This is a genomic window from Ochrobactrum quorumnocens, from assembly GCF_002278035.1.
Lineage (GTDB): Bacteria > Pseudomonadota > Alphaproteobacteria > Rhizobiales > Rhizobiaceae > Brucella > Brucella quorumnocens.
In genome coordinates, this window is sequence record NZ_CP022604.1 from 1,246,064 (window position 1) to 1,259,185 (window position 13,122).

The window sequence follows — 13,122 nt, forward strand, 5'->3', positions numbered from 1 at the left end:
CAGGGCGCAAAAAAGAGCACCTGCATTTAGCGCGATCTGTCCAATCAAAAGCACTTAAAATGAAAAAGGCCCTTCCAAAGAAGGGCCTTTCCGTAAAGTTTATTTCTTGCGCGGCACTTTAGGTACCGACGACTTTGCCGTCGTGGCTTTGGTTGCTGGCTTGGCCGAGACTTCTTCATCCTTGCCAGCCAATACCTTTTCCTTCTCGGCCTTTTTCGGTGCAGCTTTCTTGCGCTGTGGAAGCTTCTTCTCCGGAGGAATATCCTTCTTAGGCTTCACAGGCTTATCAGCGACACTTTCAAGCACGAGATCGGTCTTGCCGTCGTCCTTGGTCGTTACATCAACACGAACCATTCCACCATGCTTGAGCTTGCCAAATAGCACTTCATTAGCCAACGGCTTCTTGATGTGCTCCTGGATAACACGAGCCAGAGGACGTGCGCCCATACGTTCGTCATAACCCTTGTCCGCAAGCCAGGCGATCGCAGATTCGGTTAGCTCAAAAGTAACACCACGTTCTGCAAGCTGGGCCTCAAGCTGAAGCACAAATTTCTGCACAACCTGATGAATGACCGGAACAGGCAGCGGGCCGAATGGCACAATTGCATCGAGACGGTTGCGGAATTCCGGCGTAAACAGCCGGTTGATCGCTTCCATATCGTCGCCTTCGCGTCGCGTCGAACCAAATCCAATCGCGGCCTTTGCCATATCAGCAGCACCGGCATTGGTGGTCATGATCAGAATGACGTTGCGAAAGTCGATCTTCTTGCCGTTGTGATCGGTCAACGAACCATGATCCATAACCTGCAACAGAATATTGTAAAGGTCTGGATGTGCCTTCTCGATCTCATCGAGCAGCAACACGCAATGCGGATGCTGATCGACGCCATCAGTCAGAAGACCTCCTTGATCGAAGCCGACATAGCCGGGAGGCGCACCGATCAAACGCGATACGGTGTGGCGTTCCATATACTCGGACATGTCGAATCGAAGCAGTTCCACGCCCAGCGAAGACGCAAGCTGCTTGGCAACTTCTGTCTTACCGACACCTGTCGGGCCGGAGAACAGATAGGAACCAATTGGCTTATCCGGCTCACGCAAGCCTGCACGAGCAAGCTTGATGGCAGCCGAAAGCGCTTCAATTGCCAGATCCTGACCATAGACGACGCGCTTGAGTTCCGCATCAAGATGCGAAAGCACAACCTCATCATCCTTGGAAACCGATTTGGGTGGAATCCGAGCCATGGTGGCAATGGTTGCTTCGATTTCCTTGACGCCGATTGTCTTCTTTCGTTTGTTTTCCGGCAGAAGCATCTGGCTTGCACCAGTTTCATCGATCACGTCGATGGCTTTGTCCGGCAACTTGCGGTCAGAGATGTAGCGTGCAGAAAGCTCCACCGCAGACTTGATGGCATCACCCGTATATTTGACTTTATGGAAGTCTTCAAAATACGGTTTCAAACCCTTCATGATTTCAATGGCATCCGGGATCGACGGCTCATTGACGTCAATCTTCTGGAAACGACGAACCAGTGCCCGGTCTTTCTCGAAGAACTGACGATATTCCTTATAGGTGGTCGAACCGATGCAACGGATTGCGCCGGAAGACAGAGCAGGCTTCAGCAAGTTCGATGCATCCATTGCACCGCCCGACGTGGCGCCTGCGCCAATCACCGTATGAATTTCGTCAATAAACAGAACCGCTCCCGGATAATCTTCGAGCTCTTTCACAACCTGTTTCAAGCGCTCTTCGAAATCGCCGCGATAGCGGGTCCCTGCAAGCAACGTACCCATGTCGAGCGAAAAAATTGTGGCATCAGCGAGTGCTTCAGGCACTTCGCCCTCAACGATACGCTTGGCCAGACCTTCGGCAATCGCAGTCTTACCGACCCCAGGATCACCCACGTAGAGTGGGTTGTTCTTGGACCGACGGCAAAGAACCTGAATAGTGCGGCTGATTTCACTGTCACGACCAATCAGCGGATCGATACGCCCGGATTTGGCTTTTTCATTTAGATTGACGCAATAGGCAGAAAGAGCATCCTGCTTTTTCTTTGTGCCTTCTTCCGGCTCTACGCTTGTGCGTTCTTCGCTGGCGCTTTCCGCACCGCGCGGCGTGCGTGGCTCGCTACTCTGTGTACGCTTCGAAATGCCGTGCGAAATATAATTGACGGCATCATAACGCGTCATCTGCTGTTCCTGGAGGAAGTAAGCAGCATGGCTTTCACGCTCCGCGAAAATGGCAACGAGCACATTGGCGCCCGTCACTTCCTCACGGTTTGAAGATTGGACGTGGATAACTGCGCGCTGAATCACGCGCTGGAAAGCGGCCGTAGGTTTGGAATCCTCATCATAGCCGGTGACGAGATTATCCAGTTCACGGTCGATGTAATCTGTAACTATCCGTTTGAGGTGCTCCAGATCGACGTTACAGGCGCGCATCACTGCGCCTGCATCCTGATCGTCGATCAGGGCAAGCAAAAGGTGTTCGAGCGTCGCATACTCGTGATGCCGCTCGTTCGCGATGGTAAGCGCTTGATGCAGCGCCCTTTCAAGGCTGGGAGAAAACGATGGCATATGACCTCACTTTTTCTCCATTACACATTGTAATGGATGCTGGTTTTGGCGGGCAAAATCCATGACCTGACTAACCTTGGTCTCAGCAACTTCGTATGTAAATACGCCGCACTCGCCGACACCGTGGTTATGAACATGCAACATTATACGCGTCGCATCGTCCATGTTCTTTTGAAAAAAACGTTGCAGGACATGAATGACAAACTCCATGGGAGTATAGTCATCATTGAGAAGCAGGACGCGATAGAGGCTTGGCTTCTTTGTTTTCGGCTGCGTACGCGTGACCACCACGGTACCGTTATCCGGTCCGTTCCCGCCGTTGGTCTTGCTCTGCATGACTGGATTAGAATGCCGCATGGAAACTATCACCCAATGCCCAGTTCCTGGCCCAGACATCTGGACCTTACTATCTGCCTGCTTGCCCATATATGTAGGGCGTCATGCGGTGATTTTAAGCCCTTCGACGACACTTGCAACCGAGACTTATTGCAAGCTGCAGCATTGGCACAATTATCTCGATAAGTTTATCGGGAAATTCCAGTCCCCGAAAGGCAAACCATGTCGGTTCAGCGGAATTCACGGCTCAGCCGAAAAATCTGACAGGCAATTTTTTTCAAATTTTATGAATAAGTCGGTTACCATAAACGGATTGGTAACGCTGATGACAGTAAGGTCACGGAATTAGATTGCTGTGTGCCCTTTGCGCCGCAGTTCAAAAAAACCGGGATACAGGCAGGTCATCATCGTGCGTACCGCATTCAGTAAAGTCGCATACGCCTTGAAAAGAGCGGCGCAAGCCACCCTTCTTCTCGCTGTCGTAACAGGCTGTTCCACAGCCTCTACAACAGTGCCAGCCGTTGCAGCTAGCGATCGGTATGCCGCGATCGTGATTGACGCGAACACAGGTAAAACGCTGTTTGCATCCAATGCAGACGCAAAGCGGTATCCCGCGTCGCTCACCAAGATGATGACCATGTATATGCTTTTTGAAGCAATGAAATCCGGTCGCATCAACAAAGATACCCGCATTCCGATCTCCGCCTATGCTGCCGCACGTCCTCCGACAAAGATCGGCTTCAAGCCGGGTCAGAGCATTCGCGTTGAAGATGCTATCCTTGCCATGGTGACAAAGTCTGCCAATGACGTTGCCACGGCATCCGGCGAATTCCTCGGTGGTTCTGAAGAACGTTTCGCCCAGATGATGACGACCAAAGCCCGTCGTCTTGGCATGAGCAACACCACATTCCGCAACGCATCTGGCCTGCCAAACATGTCCCAGCAGACCACAGCCCGCGACATGGCAATCCTCAGCATTGCGCTTCGTCAGCATTTCCCGCAGGAATTCTCATATTTCTCGCGCCGCAATTTCGTATTCCGTGGTCAGACAATCAACGGTCACAACCGTTTGCTCGGCCGCGTTGAAGGTGTTGACGGCATCAAGACCGGTTACACCAATGCATCCGGCTACAACCTTGCCTCTTCGGTCAATCTCGATGGCCGTCGTCTGGTTGCGGTTGTCATGGGTGGTAACACTGGCGCAAGCCGTGACGCCCACATGACCCAGCTAATCCGCAAGTATCTGCCTGCAGCCACGCGTGGCCGTGTTTCCGAACCACTCGTCGCAATGCGCGGTGAAGTTCCACAGGTCGTTGCATCTGTCGATCTTCCAAAGGCACGTAATGCGCCGGTTCCGGTTGCACGTCAGATCAATGAAGTTGCTGACGTCATCAACAACGAAAGCGGTGAAGGCGACGTCGATCAGCCACAGGTTCTGGCTCTCGCAGCACCAACGCAGCGTCCAGCAGCAATGGCAGCGCAAGCAGCGGTTCGCCCCACGCCAAAGGCAGCGGTTCCTGCCGCACCGGCTCACGACATTGATCCCGTTACGACTGCATCGGCCCCTGCAAGCGGTGGCTGGGCAATCCAGGTCGGCTCGCTTCCAAGTGAAGGTCAGGCACGCGACATGCTCGCCAAAGCTTCGGCTTCGGTTGGTGGTTCGTTGCGCTCTGCATCGCCTTATACAGAAACCTTCACCAAGGGCAGCTCCACTTTCTACCGTGCACGCTTTGTTGGCTTCTCCTCGAAGCAGGCTGCATGGGATGCATGCGCATCACTGAAAAAGAAGAACTTTGGCTGCTACGCAGTCGCAAACTAAAAGCATTTCCAGCAAAAGCGCGAAGCCGCTTTGCATGGGACGATGCGACAAGAGAACAATCCGAACGCAGGAGGGATACCTCTCTTGCACCGCTTTAAACCCGAAATTTGTATTGCGTAGAGGGTTTCGAGATGTCGAATATGAATGAACCAATCGGACAATATGCCCTGAAGTCCAGTACATGGGCCGAACAGGCACCTCGTCCCTCAGGTCTGGGTTCCCTGTTTTCTGTTCAGGTTTTGAAGCAGGCGGCGATTCGCATTGCGGACGTGCGTCACGGCAAAGGTTTCCATACCCGCGATCTGGTTGGATTACTGGTAAGCCATGCCGCTCGCAACCGCCGCATGATGCAGCCGCGCACAATGATGCGTATGACCTTACCGGTCACATCAGACAAAGTTTCAGTACGTCTCACCATCGAAAGCTGAGGACGTTACAAGCTAAAACAAATAGGCCTGCCTTTTATGGCGGGCCTATTTCATTTCTGAAATGCTTTTAGATAAATGCTTAGAGCAGCCCCAGTGCTGCAAGCTCCTGCCGCAGCTCGGACGGCAAAGCTGCCCTACCCGATTTTCCAGCAGCTTCATCCAGCGGAACCTCATTTTCAGCGAGATAGCGCCAGCCCTGAAACGCACGCCGCGGCTGCCATTGGGTCGAGTGGATCTTTGGCTCGAGCATAAGATGACAGCGGTTAATACCCTGCTCATCGGTAAAAGGGCGGATATCCAGCAGGCGCTGACGGCATTGCACATTGCCCTTGATCACCCAGTAGAGCGAACCACCTTCCAGTAGTTCATCGACACGCTTGGGAACCATTCGTGTGGTGTGAAACTGTTCTGGAACGAGCCCGGCAGCACGCTGCTCGGCCAGCCTGAAATCAATCCAGGCCGCGAGATCTTCGATGCTGTCGCAGCCGACGCAGAGTTTGACGAGATTAAGTGCCATGGAGCTGATTTAGCCAAGCTGAATAAGAGCTTCAAGTGATAAGAACGTTATCCTCAGCAGGCAACCACATTGACAGCCAAACCGCCTTGACTGGTTTCCTTGTAACGTTCGCTCATATCATGACCTGTCTGACGCATGGTTTCGATACAAGCATCAAGCGGCACAAAATGCTGACCATCGCCTTTAACTGCCAACGATGCAGCAGTGACAGCTTTAACAGCGCCCAGCGCATTGCGCTCTATGCAAGGAACCTGAACAAGCCCGCCCACAGGATCGCAGGTCATGCCAAGATGATGCTCAAGAGCGATTTCAGCAGCATTCTCGATCTGCTCCGGAGAACCACCAAGAACGGCTGCAAGACCGGCTGCTGCCATAGCCGACGCCGAACCGACCTCACCCTGACAACCGACTTCTGCGCCCGAAATAGACGCATTGTGCTTGATCACACCACCGATAGCCGCAGACGTCAGCAGAAAATCGCGAATGCCCTTCTCATCGGCATCGTCATGGAAATGCAAATAATAACGCAGAACCGCAGGCACAACGCCCGCTGCACCATTGGTCGGTGCAGTCACAACACGACCACCTGACGCATTCTCTTCATTGACCGCCATCGCATATACAGACAGCCAGTCATTGGCGAGCAACGGATTGACCTTGTTGTTGCGCCAATCGTCTTCCAGCCGTTCAAAAAGCTGGCGGGCGCGGCGGCGAACTTTCAAACCGCCCGGCATGATACCATCGCGGCTCAATCCACGCTCGATGCAGCCACGCATTGCACCCCAGATACGATCCAGACCTTCATCCAGATCAAGGCAAGACATATGGCATTCTTCATTGGCGCGCTTCATGTCAGCTATCGAAAGGCCGCTCGCGCGCGCCATCTCCAGCATTTCAGCAGCATTGTTGAATGGATAAGGCACATCAGCCGTTTCCTCGCGCTTTCCGCCACTGGTCTGCACACGGCTCATTTCTTCTGCTGTGACAACAAAACCACCACCAATCGAAAAGTAGACGCGGCGGAGCAACAGGCGGTCACTACGATCATAAGCCTCGAAAGCCATGCCATTGGCATGACCTGGCAAAGGTGTTTTACGATCAAGAACCAGATCCGTGCTGGGATCAAACTGATAAGCCGGATGACCGGCAGGCTGCACAGTCTTCGCGCGTGAAACCTTTTCGACTTCGCTGTCCATGATATCGGGATCGATCGAATCAGGTGTGTAGCCACAAAGACCAAGAACCACGGCGCGATCTGTCGCGTGTCCAACGCCGGTATACGCGAGCGAGCCATGAAGGCTGGCCTTTAGTCGATAAACCTTGGCATTGGCTGGCTTCGGCCAATTGTCGCTGATCAGCTCATCGAGAAACATGTGAGCGGCCGTCATCGGGCCCATCGTGTGTGAACTCGAAGGCCCAATGCCAATCTTGTAGAGATCGAATACCGACAGAAACATTCTACACCTATTCCGACCCACAAATGGGTAGTGCAATCTACTGTATCGGCCCAAAAATCAGAATCGATTTTTGGATAGCACGATGCGTGATTCAACAGTTAAGAGCGTCCTTTGTGCGCCCTACAAGGTGCGCGACGCTCTAACATGCATGTGCTCATCAGACACACGCAATAATATTACACCATTATCAGATAGTGTAGGAGAGGAGCAACGCCAACAGAATGCCGAAATGCGGCATTAAATTTCCGGTTTACGCAATACCACAGCACGTCGCGTTCTTGTGCGAATGCAAACGTCTGTTCTGTCGATGTTCAATGGGAAGCTCGATCCGAAAAGCTATTCAACTTTTCAAAAACTATCACGCCCGTATCAAGCGGAGAAAAGGTAGGCCATGAGAATGATGGTAGCGAGGCCAACGACTGCCCAGAGCGTAACGCCCCAGCAGGATTTTTGAACGGTTTCGTCCATGGAGATTTTTTACAACCTTGTTGTGCAACTCTTATAATCAGCGTCCTTCACAACGCTGTTACCGGAGATATAATCCTGAAGCCGATGAAACGCAACTGTGAAAAATGGCAGAAATGCGGCGCTTTTACCCGCCTTGCTTCACGGCGTTTCAAAAACTGTTTTAGTATCAGAACCTTAACAACACGTATGCTTAACAAAAGCTTTAAAGTCACGGCAGAAATGCGGCATCAGGGTTGAGGCAACAGCATATCTGTCTTACCGGTTAGCCAGTATGCAGTCAGCCCCACCCACTCGCGCATTGCCACACTAAAACGAGACAAGGCCTCATTTGGCGATTCGAGATAGAGAGAAAAACTCTCTTTTGCCGGTGTCTTGTAATCGACCGGCCAAGCAACGACATCGAAACCGGCCTTGCGGAAACATCCGATCGAACGCGGCATGTGATATGCCGATGTCACAAGAAGCCATGTTTCGCCGGGCTTTGGCTGTGCCAGTGTCTTTGAAAACTCGGCATTCTCTACCGTATTGCGTGACTTGTTCTCGAAAATGAAGCGGTCCCCCGAGAAACCGAGATCAGCCAGCATCCGGCGTGTGCTATCAGCTTCGGGCACAGCTTCTTCAAAAAAAGCACCGTCTCCGCCCGATACAATAACCTTTGCATCAGGGTATAACCGGGCAAGTCGCATTGTTTCGAATATACGGTCGGCAGCGCTATTGAGCTCAAATCCCGGTCTACCAGCGTTGATATCCCCGTTCATGTAACCGCCCAACACCACGATACCGTCGATACGTTGCGGCAGCTCTGCCTGTTTAGGAAAGCGATCTTCCAGCGGGGCGAGAAGCACAGAACCAAGCGTTGTGTACGCACTGATAAACAAGACAACAGCGCCAATAACTAGCGTTGCGAGGCCAAGTTTTCTAAACCCTGCCCAAATCAATAAAAGTGTGAGCAGCAGAAATACGAAGATGATGGTCAGAGGCTGGAAAAACAGCCAGAATAGCTTTGAAACACTGAAAAACAACACAATCTCCGCCGACAAACTTCACAGTTCAATCCAATCCGAACGAATCCGATTCTCTGACATACTATAGCCGTGCAATCGCATGTGATAAAAACCTGCCTGACTCGAATTTCCAATGCCCAGGACGTGATATGCAGAGCAACGTTGAGATGACTGGTACGCCCTCACGCCGTCCGCGGCTGGAGCGCATCGATATAGCGCGTGGTCTAGCGCTCATTGCGATGGCGATCTATCATTTCGGCTGGGACCTTGAGTTTTTCGGCTATATGGCGCCAGCCACCACCGCGCATGGTGGATGGAAACTCTTTGCCCGCTGCATCGCATCAAGCTTCCTGTTTCTGGTAGGTTTTAGCCTCGTTCTCGCACATGGCCGCGCCATTCGCTGGAATGCTGTAGGAAAACGTCTGTTGCAGATAGTGGCAGCAGCGGCTGTGATTTCAGCGGTAACATATTATATGTCGCCGGATAGCTTCATTTTCTTCGGTATTTTGCACCAAATTGCGCTGGCAAGTGTGCTTGGCCTGCTGTTCCTGCGCCTGCCTGCCGTTGTAACTCTCATAGTCGCAGCCTTTGTCATTACAGCGCCGCTTTACGCACAGTCTGATATTTTCAACCAGATGTGGCTTGCCTGGGTCGGACTTTCAACAGTCCCACCACGTTCCAATGATTATGTACCACTGTTTCCATGGTTTGGCGCTGTTTTGCTTGGTATTGCGGCGGCGCGCATCTTCGAGCGCTTCAACTGGCTGTCAGTGCTTTCAGGCGGAATAACACCGCGTTTTCTGCAAAAACCACTGACTTTCATCGGTCGCCATAGCCTCGCATTCTATCTGATCCACCAGCCGGTGTTGATCGGGTTGGTCTTTATCTTTTCTCAGATCATGCCACCTCCACGACCAGCGCCGCGTGAAGCGTTCACACAATCCTGCGTATCATCCTGCATGCAGAATGGCAGCGACGCGCTCTGTGCTCAGTTTTGTGGTTGCGTTGTCAGTGAACTCGACAAGGCAAAGCTGTTTGACGATGTCTTCAGCGGAAAAGCTGACCAGAACAACAACAGCACAGTTCTGAAAATCGCGGAAATCTGCTCACCTGTGCCAGATAGCCAGCCTTAGAAGGCATTTCGTTCTGATTTTATCAGATCTGCGCTTAAATTCTTTGCTGTATCGCGCACCTTTCCCGAAAACCGTTTCACACTTTTCGGGATGTGCTTTAAATCAGGTGGAAACACCAAGTTCTGCCAAACGCTCAATGCAGGCTTCTTCCACCTGATCAAGCTCGGCAAGCGTCTCATCAATATCACGACGCTTCTGCCGAAGATCGCCTCGTTTTTCCTCAACGCGCTTCATCAGTAACTTGAGCTGGCCAGTTTCACCCGGTGGCTCACGATACATCTGCACGATTTCATGGATCTCGGCGATCGAGAACCCAAGGCGCTTTCCGCGCATGATTTGCTTGAGAAGATGCCGATCAGACGGCCTGAACAAGCGCGTGCGACCACGCCGTACAGGCGCTATCAACCCCTCATCCTCATAAAAACGCAGTGTCCGGGTTGATATCCCGAATTCCCGCGTCAGCTCCGTGATCGTATAATATTCGCGCACTACGACATCCCAGTCTTGCAATATGCAGGCAAATGTTGTGCAACCGCCTTTACGTAAAAGTCAATATTAAACCGTCACATTCGCTAATATTGCCTATAAGTAGCCACCACATTTATCACACAGCCTTGCCATCATAGTGCCGCTCATGCGTTATGAAGTGACAACAGGATTGGTAACTGACAGCGATTCATGCGGCGTTCTATAAAATATACCCTTATTGGACTGGTTATTGTTGCGCTTGCCGGTGCAGCACCTTTTGCGGTTGAACCTGTTGTCCAAAAGATCGGCGAAGGTTCGATCCGTCAGTTGGCGAGAGATGGCAACTTCTGCACAACGGGTGATTGCGAAGAAGGCATAAACTATGCCATTGGCTTCCTCGAAACCAATTATGGTCTCTCTCCGGAGAACGTTAAATGGTGTATGGGTGTCGATGTTATCGCACATTATGAATTGCCATTTGGCAATGAATTGAAAAAGACGATAACTGATCGGATGTATCAGCGTTGCGGCGATCCTAATCAGGACGAACCTGTCGGAAATTACACGGCAGAATAGAAGGCCCTTTGTTTAATGACGCGACTTTTGCGCCTTGCCGCGTGGCTGGTTCTGGCAATAATTCTTATCGTGACGATAAGCCCGATCCAATTTCGACCCATTACCGGTGAACCGGCTGATGTTGAACGTTTCGCAGCCTTTGTTCTTGTCGGTTTTCTGTTTGCGCTCGCCTATCCACGCCACTGGATCGCCGTGTTGTTATTGACTGTCGGATGCGCAGGCATGTTTGAGTTGCTTCAACGCTTAGCTCCGGGTCGTCATGGAGAATTCGCAGACTTTGTCTTCAAAGCAGTGGGTGCAATCGGTGGCGTTTTTATCGGCCGTGGCCTTAGCCTTCTGCCGTTCTTTTCAAAAAAGACCGGAAGCTAACGCCCGACCTTCTGTTTTCCCCATTGGAACCAAACCGATGCATGAGCGTTTTATCAGCATCAATTCCAACGGAGGTTTGAAATGGCCGATAACAAAACAGCTAACGACGTTCAGCAGGCTCTGGAACAACAGGTTTCTGAATTGCGCGGTGAGCTGAAACGTCTGTCAAAGTCTTTGGCATCACGCACAAGCGACTTTAGAGATACCGCCGAAGACGCTCTGGATGATGCATCCGGTCGGTTCCGACATGCAGCGCAGGCAGTCCGTGAACGCGGTCAGGCAGTGGCAGAAACGGTTAAGGAAAATCCCGGCACAGCAACGACCCTATTTGGTACTGCTGGCATCTTGGGCATCTTGATCGGTGTAGCGATTGGCTGCGCTTTATCTGATCGCCGCTAATTCAGATAAGACTCCTCCTAACTAACCCGCGCTCCACAGCGCGGGTTTTCTTATGGGCTTTACCCACGACATCAACGCTGCTAATCGGAGCCATTGGCTATCTGCCACCGGTCGCAGCCTACCCGGTTAAAACAAGGACAACCGCGTGATATGCACGCGTGAAGACTGCACCGTGGCTTTCATAAAGGCACGCAAATGTCTGAAAAGACGATATATTCCGATTTAAAGCAGCTTGGATCAACCGCGGCAGTTCCACAATCACCTGAAGAGGCTGTTCTTGAACGCGTTGCAAATCCGCAAGCAGGAACACCCTATTGTGTTCGCTTCACAGCGCCTGAATTCACCTCGCTCTGCCCCATGACCGGACAGCCAGACTTCGCACATCTGATGATCGATTATGTGCCCGGAGAATGGCTGGTTGAAAGCAAATCGCTCAAACTTTTCCTGTTTTCTTTCCGCAATCATGGTGCGTTTCATGAAGACTGCACAGTGACAATCGGAAAGCGTCTGGTTGAACTTCTAAAGCCTGAGTGGTTGCGCATTGGCGGCTACTGGTATCCGCGCGGTGGGATCCCGATTGATGTGTTTTATCAAACGGGCGCAGCACCTCAGAATGTTTGGATTCCTGAACAGTCAGTACCCAATTATCGCGGTCGCGGTTGATTACAAATATCTGTATCTAAAGCGCGTCCAAATAGGTGTGAAACAGTTTTCGGAGAAGTTGCGCGTAAAGACAAATAATTAGAGCGGTTCAACACCTCGTTTTAATCGGAACCGCTCTATTGCCGCTATGCACCGCGATGCCTATTATTGGCATCAATATTGAAACCGGAAACACTTCAGATGACTAAAGTTTTCCTATTGATTTCGCTGGCTGTTCTTTCCGGCTGCGGTGCTGGAAAAGCGGCAATGGATGCGGGCAAAGGGTTCGACCGATTCGCTTGCGCATCGCGCAATTTCAAGGGCGAACCGCCCTGCCCGCAGCCTGATACTCCAAACCAGACACCATAACCCGGAAAGAGGCAGCCATGGCCATTCAACCCCAAGACGTTCTCGAATTCTGGTTCTCCGCAAAGATGCGGGAAAACTGGTTCACCAAGAGCGACGAAATCGATGCGGAAATTCGCGAAAAGTTTTTGGCTGCTTATGAAGACGCGCGCGCTGACAAGCTCGAAGACTGGAAACAACTGCCGGAAAGCGCACTCGCGCTGACCATTCTGTTCGATCAGTTTCCACGCAATATGTTCCGTGGCTCTCCGCGCTCATTTGAAAGCGATGGCCTTGCACGTGATGTGGCAGCACAAGCGCTCGACCACGATTTCGATCGCAAACTGTCCGCTGAACAGCGGCAGTTTTTCTATCTGCCTTTCATGCATAGCGAACACCTGAGTGATCAGAAGCGCTGTGTCGATCTTTACGAAAAGCTGGGCGACGAATCCTCACTCGGCTTTGCGCGTCAGCATCACGACATTATCGAACGCTTCGGCCGCTTCCCGCACCGCAATAAGGTGCTGGGGCGCGACACCACGCACGATGAAGCCGAATTCCTCAAGGAACATGCAGGCTTTTGA

15 protein-coding genes are annotated in these 13,122 nt (G+C 51.8%); 9 read left to right on the forward strand and 6 right to left on the reverse strand.

Annotation, left to right across the window (positions count from 1 at the left end):
* Positions 1-99 precede the first annotated feature (99 nt).
* Positions 100-2,577 (reverse strand): ATP-dependent Clp protease ATP-binding subunit ClpA, encoded by a 2,478-nt coding sequence (gene clpA / locus CES85_RS15490; RefSeq protein ID WP_095446772.1) that lies wholly within the window; start codon positions 2,575-2,577, stop codon positions 100-102.
* A gap of 6 nt (positions 2,578-2,583) precedes the next feature.
* Positions 2,584-2,934, reverse strand: coding sequence for an ATP-dependent Clp protease adapter ClpS (gene clpS / locus CES85_RS15495; RefSeq protein WP_024897070.1), 351 nt, complete (start codon positions 2,932-2,934; stop codon positions 2,584-2,586).
* A 388-nt stretch (positions 2,935-3,322) separates the two neighbouring features.
* Here clpS and CES85_RS15500 point away from each other — a divergent pair, with 388 nt between their 5' ends.
* Both CES85_RS15500 and CES85_RS15505 read left to right on the forward strand, forming a co-directional pair.
* Positions 3,323-4,732 (forward strand): D-alanyl-D-alanine carboxypeptidase, encoded by a 1,410-nt coding sequence (locus CES85_RS15500; RefSeq protein ID WP_095447911.1) that lies wholly within the window; start codon positions 3,323-3,325, stop codon positions 4,730-4,732.
* A gap of 131 nt (positions 4,733-4,863) precedes the next feature.
* Complete coding sequence (locus tag CES85_RS15505; RefSeq protein ID WP_095446773.1) at positions 4,864-5,160, forward strand: hypothetical protein; 297 nt, start codon at positions 4,864-4,866, stop codon at positions 5,158-5,160.
* Positions 5,161-5,239: 79 nt separating this feature from the next.
* Here the strand turns inward: CES85_RS15505 and CES85_RS15510 are convergent, their stop codons facing one another.
* From CES85_RS15510 to CES85_RS15520, 3 genes are all read right to left on the reverse strand, one after another.
* Positions 5,240-5,677: a DUF1489 family protein gene (locus tag CES85_RS15510; RefSeq protein ID WP_095446774.1), complete on the reverse strand. Its 438-nt coding sequence runs from the start codon at positions 5,675-5,677 to the stop codon at positions 5,240-5,242.
* A gap of 53 nt (positions 5,678-5,730) precedes the next feature.
* Positions 5,731-7,134, reverse strand: coding sequence for an L-serine ammonia-lyase (locus CES85_RS15515; protein WP_095446775.1), 1,404 nt, complete (start codon positions 7,132-7,134; stop codon positions 5,731-5,733).
* Between the two features lie 695 nt (positions 7,135-7,829).
* Positions 7,830-8,624 (reverse strand): YdcF family protein, encoded by a 795-nt coding sequence (locus CES85_RS15520; RefSeq protein WP_095446776.1) that lies wholly within the window; start codon positions 8,622-8,624, stop codon positions 7,830-7,832.
* Between the two features lie 131 nt (positions 8,625-8,755).
* Here CES85_RS15520 and CES85_RS15525 point away from each other — a divergent pair, with 131 nt between their 5' ends.
* Entirely contained in the window at positions 8,756-9,739 is a 984-nt protein-coding gene (locus CES85_RS15525) for a heparan-alpha-glucosaminide N-acetyltransferase (RefSeq protein WP_434063362.1), read from the forward strand.
* 102 nt (positions 9,740-9,841) lie between these two features.
* Here the strand turns inward: CES85_RS15525 and CES85_RS15530 are convergent, their stop codons facing one another.
* Positions 9,842-10,228 (reverse strand): MerR family transcriptional regulator, encoded by a 387-nt coding sequence (locus tag CES85_RS15530; protein WP_024897062.1) that lies wholly within the window; start codon positions 10,226-10,228, stop codon positions 9,842-9,844.
* A gap of 189 nt (positions 10,229-10,417) precedes the next feature.
* Between CES85_RS15530 and CES85_RS15535 the strand changes: the two genes are divergently transcribed.
* The 6 genes from CES85_RS15535 (at position 10,418) to CES85_RS15555 (ending at position 13,122) form a co-directional block, all read left to right on the forward strand.
* Positions 10,418-10,783 carry a hypothetical protein gene (locus CES85_RS15535; RefSeq protein WP_095446777.1) on the forward strand — a complete coding sequence of 122 codons (366 nt, stop codon included), beginning with the start codon at positions 10,418-10,420 and terminating at the stop codon, positions 10,781-10,783.
* Between the two features lie 15 nt (positions 10,784-10,798).
* Positions 10,799-11,152, forward strand: coding sequence for a VanZ family protein (locus tag CES85_RS15540; RefSeq protein ID WP_095446778.1), 354 nt, complete (start codon positions 10,799-10,801; stop codon positions 11,150-11,152).
* Positions 11,153-11,233: 81 nt separating this feature from the next.
* Positions 11,234-11,551 (forward strand): ElaB/YgaM/YqjD family protein, encoded by a 318-nt coding sequence (locus CES85_RS15545; protein WP_095446779.1) that lies wholly within the window; start codon positions 11,234-11,236, stop codon positions 11,549-11,551.
* Positions 11,552-11,746: 195 nt separating this feature from the next.
* Positions 11,747-12,214, forward strand: coding sequence for a preQ(1) synthase (queF, locus tag CES85_RS15550; RefSeq protein ID WP_095446780.1), 468 nt, complete (start codon positions 11,747-11,749; stop codon positions 12,212-12,214).
* A 180-nt stretch (positions 12,215-12,394) separates the two neighbouring features.
* Positions 12,395-12,562, forward strand: coding sequence for a hypothetical protein (locus CES85_RS27445; protein ID WP_167388300.1), 168 nt, complete (start codon positions 12,395-12,397; stop codon positions 12,560-12,562).
* Positions 12,563-12,579: 17 nt separating this feature from the next.
* Positions 12,580-13,122 carry a DUF924 family protein gene (locus CES85_RS15555; protein ID WP_095446781.1) on the forward strand — a complete coding sequence of 181 codons (543 nt, stop codon included), beginning with the start codon at positions 12,580-12,582 and terminating at the stop codon, positions 13,120-13,122.